Origin of the sequence: Ramlibacter sp. (assembly GCF_050250995.1) — a bacterium.
GTDB lineage: Bacteria > Pseudomonadota > Gammaproteobacteria > Burkholderiales > Burkholderiaceae_C > Ramlibacter.
The window spans coordinates 1-3622 of the sequence record NZ_JBFWNP010000098.1; the positions used below are offsets into that span (position 1 = coordinate 1).

Genomic DNA, 3622 nt, shown 5'->3' on the forward strand with positions numbered 1-3622 from the left:
AGGCCATCAGCAGACTCAGCAGGCACACGACCAGGGCCATTGCACGCAGCATTTTCATCGTTCCATCCCGTTTACTGCAGGTAGCGCGCGAGCCGGAAGCCGAGATCCGGTCGCGGGCCTTGCGCGGCTTCCCGATAAGCGCTCTGGAGCCGCACTTCGCCTTCGCTCGACCAACTGGACCCGCGCACCACATGCTGGGCCGCGCTGGTGGGGCCCAGCGGATCGCGCCCGCCCGCTGGCGCCGGCGCGAAGGCATCGTGCATCCACTCCGCGACGTTCCCCGCCACATCGTAGAGCCCGTGTGGATTCGGCGCGAAACTGCCGACCGGCGCCGTGGCGGCAAAGCCGTCGTCATAGCCTTTGATCACCGTGCCGAGATAGCTGCTCGCGGCCTGGTCGGCGAGATTGCCGACCCGTTCGCGCGGCGGATAGCGTTCCCCCCACGGGTAGCGCAGCGGCTTGCCGCCGCCGTCGCGCGAAGTCGCCCAGTCCCACTCCGCCTCGGTGGGGAGCCGGTAACCCACGGCAGCGGGATTCACGCCGAGCACGCGACCGTAACGAATCTGGTAGAACGGTGGCAGCGATTCACGACGCGACAGCCAGTTGCAGTAGGTCGCGGCCGCTTCCCAGCTGATGCCGACGACGGGTTGCGTATCCGCGTTCAACTCCTGTCCGCTCGCCCCGCGCGACACGTGGCTGCTGATGAAACGCCGATAGTCCGCGTTCGTGACTTCACGCGTCGCGAGGTAGAACGGGCGGGTGAGCGTCGCCGGCGGCCGCTTCGGCAGTTCGAGCGCGCCGCCGGTGAAACGTCGCAGCGTCTGGCCCGAACTCGTGCGAATCTCCTGCTCGCCGCTGGCAGGCGGCGTCGGGCGCAACAGCGCTTCCGCCTCCGCCCGGATCTCGTCCGGCACGAAGGGATTGTTGGCGATGTCCACACTCGCCTGCGCGGCCTGCGTCGCCTGGCTCGAGACAGGCGGCTGGGCGCTGAGCGGCGGTGGCGTTTCACCGGGCGGCGGCAGCGTCTCGGGCGCCGCGCGTGGAGGGGGCGGCGGCGAAGGCTGCTGTTCGCGCACCATCTGGGCGGCGGTCTTCAAGGTGATGCGCAAATGCTTGTCGACCCCCTTGCGCGGCGTCACCACGGTCCGATAAGTCGCGTAGCCGGCCTTGCGCACGATGAGTTCGTGCTCATGTGTCGGCAGGTTCAGGCGTTGCGTGGCATTGCCCGCGGGCTCGCCATCGACGAGCAGTTCCGCATCGGCCGGCTCCGTGATGAGATTGATCACGGCGAGTTCCGGTTCGAGCTTCAGCGCAAGCGCAGTGAGCTGGTCGGGTGCGGCGCGCGCTTCGATCGTCAGCGGCGCATAGCCCGCTTTCATCACCGTCACCCGGTGCGCACGATCCGGCGTTACCGCGAGCCTGGTGGGCGCTTCGCCGCGGAAACGGCCGTCGATGGTGATCGCTGCGCCTGCGGGCTGCGTGACCAGTTCGAAGATGCCGTCGGCCTTGGCGAGCGTCACGTCCGGAATCGTCACCGGCTGTCCTGCCAGCACATCGATGGTCCGCGTCCACGGCTTGTAGCCCTTCATGCGCACGTCGAGCCGGCGTTTGCCGTGGAGGAGTTCACCTGCATACGGCGTGGTGCCGACTTCTTCGCCGTCGATCGCGAGCGCCGCGCCGGCGGGTGCGGACTGCAGCGCGAAGTCCGCCCACGCCGGTTCCAGCGTCGCGTCCAGTGTTTCCTCCAGGCGTTTGCCACGCACCTCGATCGTCGCGGTATAGGGGAGGTAACGCGGGGCGGACAGTTCGACGAGGCGCGTCCCCGCTTCGACTTCCTCGATCGTGCCCGGCGCTTCACCGACCGGCTGCCCGTCTATCCGCACGCTGGCCTGCGACGCTGGCGTGAGCGTGATGGCGAGCCTGCCCGGCAGCGGCGTCAATGCCAGGCGATGCTGCTGCAGCGTGTCGGTGGTGACGTCGATGCTGCTCACCAGGCGCTTGTAGCCCGGAGCGCTGGCGCGCACGGCGTGCTCGCCGGGGGTCAACAGCCAGTGCCGGCCAATCCGCGGCGCGAGCCACTCGTCGACCGCGAGCTCGGCGTCGACGGGATCGGTCTCGATCAGGATGGAGCGCGCGAGCAGCAGGTAGCCCATCACCAGCGCGGTCACGGCGACGGTGACGACAATGGCGATCGCGCCCCACGGGACGGCCGGCCATTCGAAGCCGTGCAGCGCGCCGGGCGGGCGGAAGGCGGCCGGTGCTATCAGCTCGTCGTCGCGGGCGCGTGGCTCGTTCGGCGGGGAGGTCGACACGTGGGATGGCGGACGTTGCAGGCGGTGGCCCGGTGAACCCGGCTCCCTAGAAATTGATGACTTCGGTACAGCGAACGTCGACGGCCGGCGGCGGCGCCGCGGGATCGACGGTGAACTCCACGCGCACGTCGCGATAGCCGTCGCGCTTGCCGGTAGCAGTATAACGCCCGGCCAGCAGAGTCAGTTGCTGGCTGACGAATGGCGCAAGCGTTCCGGCGCGAGAGACGCTCACCGCGGTCTGCCCATCCGAGTGCAGCGTGACGGTGACGGGCGTGCGGTAATGCTTGATGGCGGTCGCGAGGGCGCCAATCTGTCGCTGGAGTTTCGGGCCGGGGGCGGCCACGGCGCGGGCATTCGTCAGCAGCGCCTGGGCCTGGCCGTAAACCGCTTCGTCGCCGAGGCGTTCGGCACGTGCGAGCGTCTTTTCCATTTCGATGTCGATGGCCGCCCGCGCGCTGGCGCGCGACAGCCCGAGCTTGGCGGCATCGAGCTGGCCGTCGAGGGCCAGCGCCGCGCGATACTGGCCTGCCGCTTCGTTCCAGCGTTCTGCACGCTCATGGTTGGTAGCGGCCTTCAGGGTTTGTTCGATGCGAGCGGCGCTGGCCCGCAGCGCCGTCTGTTGCAAGGCGTTCGCGGCTTCGTTCGACTGCGGCTTGAGGGTGCTCGCATGCTGAAAGCTTTCCTTCGCGGCGTCGAAGCGCTGGGCTTCGAGCGCCTGGTAGCCGGCCGACATCGCGCGGGCATACGCCTTGTCGACTCTTTCGCGCTCGATGCGTTCGAGCGCCTGCGTCGCTTCGCTGGCCTGCGAATCGAGCGTCAGCGCCTCGCGATAGGCGCTGCGCGCGCGGTCGGTATCGCCGATCTTCTCGTAGCCCTGCGCTTCGGCGATCAGCGCGAGCACGCGGTCGAGCGCGCTGGCACGCCGCAGGCCTTCCTGTGCGCGCTTGTGGTCCGGCGCGAGGGCAAGTGCGCGCTCGAAGGCCTGTACGGCCGCGACGCCGTCGGTGCCCTGCAGCGCGCGTTCGCCTTCGTCGATGAAGTTGGCGACGATGTCGGGGATGCCTTTTTCGATGGCCAGCAGCTGCTTCGTGGCCTCTGCATACGCGCGCAAGGCTGCCGGAAAACGTTGTTCGCGATAGGCGAGTTCACCGGCCGCGATCTCCTCGCTGGCGGCGGCATAGGCGTCTTTCGCCCACTCGTGGGCCTGGCGCGCTTTCAGCATGTCCGCCAGCTTCAGCACGGCGGCCAGTGCGTTCTGGGTATCGAGACGGGCGGTGACTTTCTCGGCGGGCGTGAGCTGCGGGTCCGCT

2 protein-coding genes are annotated in these 3622 nt (G+C 68.8%); both read right to left on the bottom strand.

Annotated features, from left to right (window positions below):
- Positions 1-71: 71 nt before the first annotated feature.
- On the bottom strand, positions 72-2312 hold the full coding sequence (locus AB7E83_RS27995) for a PEGA domain-containing protein (protein WP_428574801.1): 2241 nt from the start codon (positions 2310-2312) through the stop codon (positions 72-74).
- Positions 2313-2358: 46 nt separating this feature from the next.
- Positions 2359-3622, bottom strand: a 1264-nt coding sequence (locus AB7E83_RS28000) for a hypothetical protein (RefSeq protein ID WP_428574802.1), incomplete at its 5' end; no start/stop codon positions are given.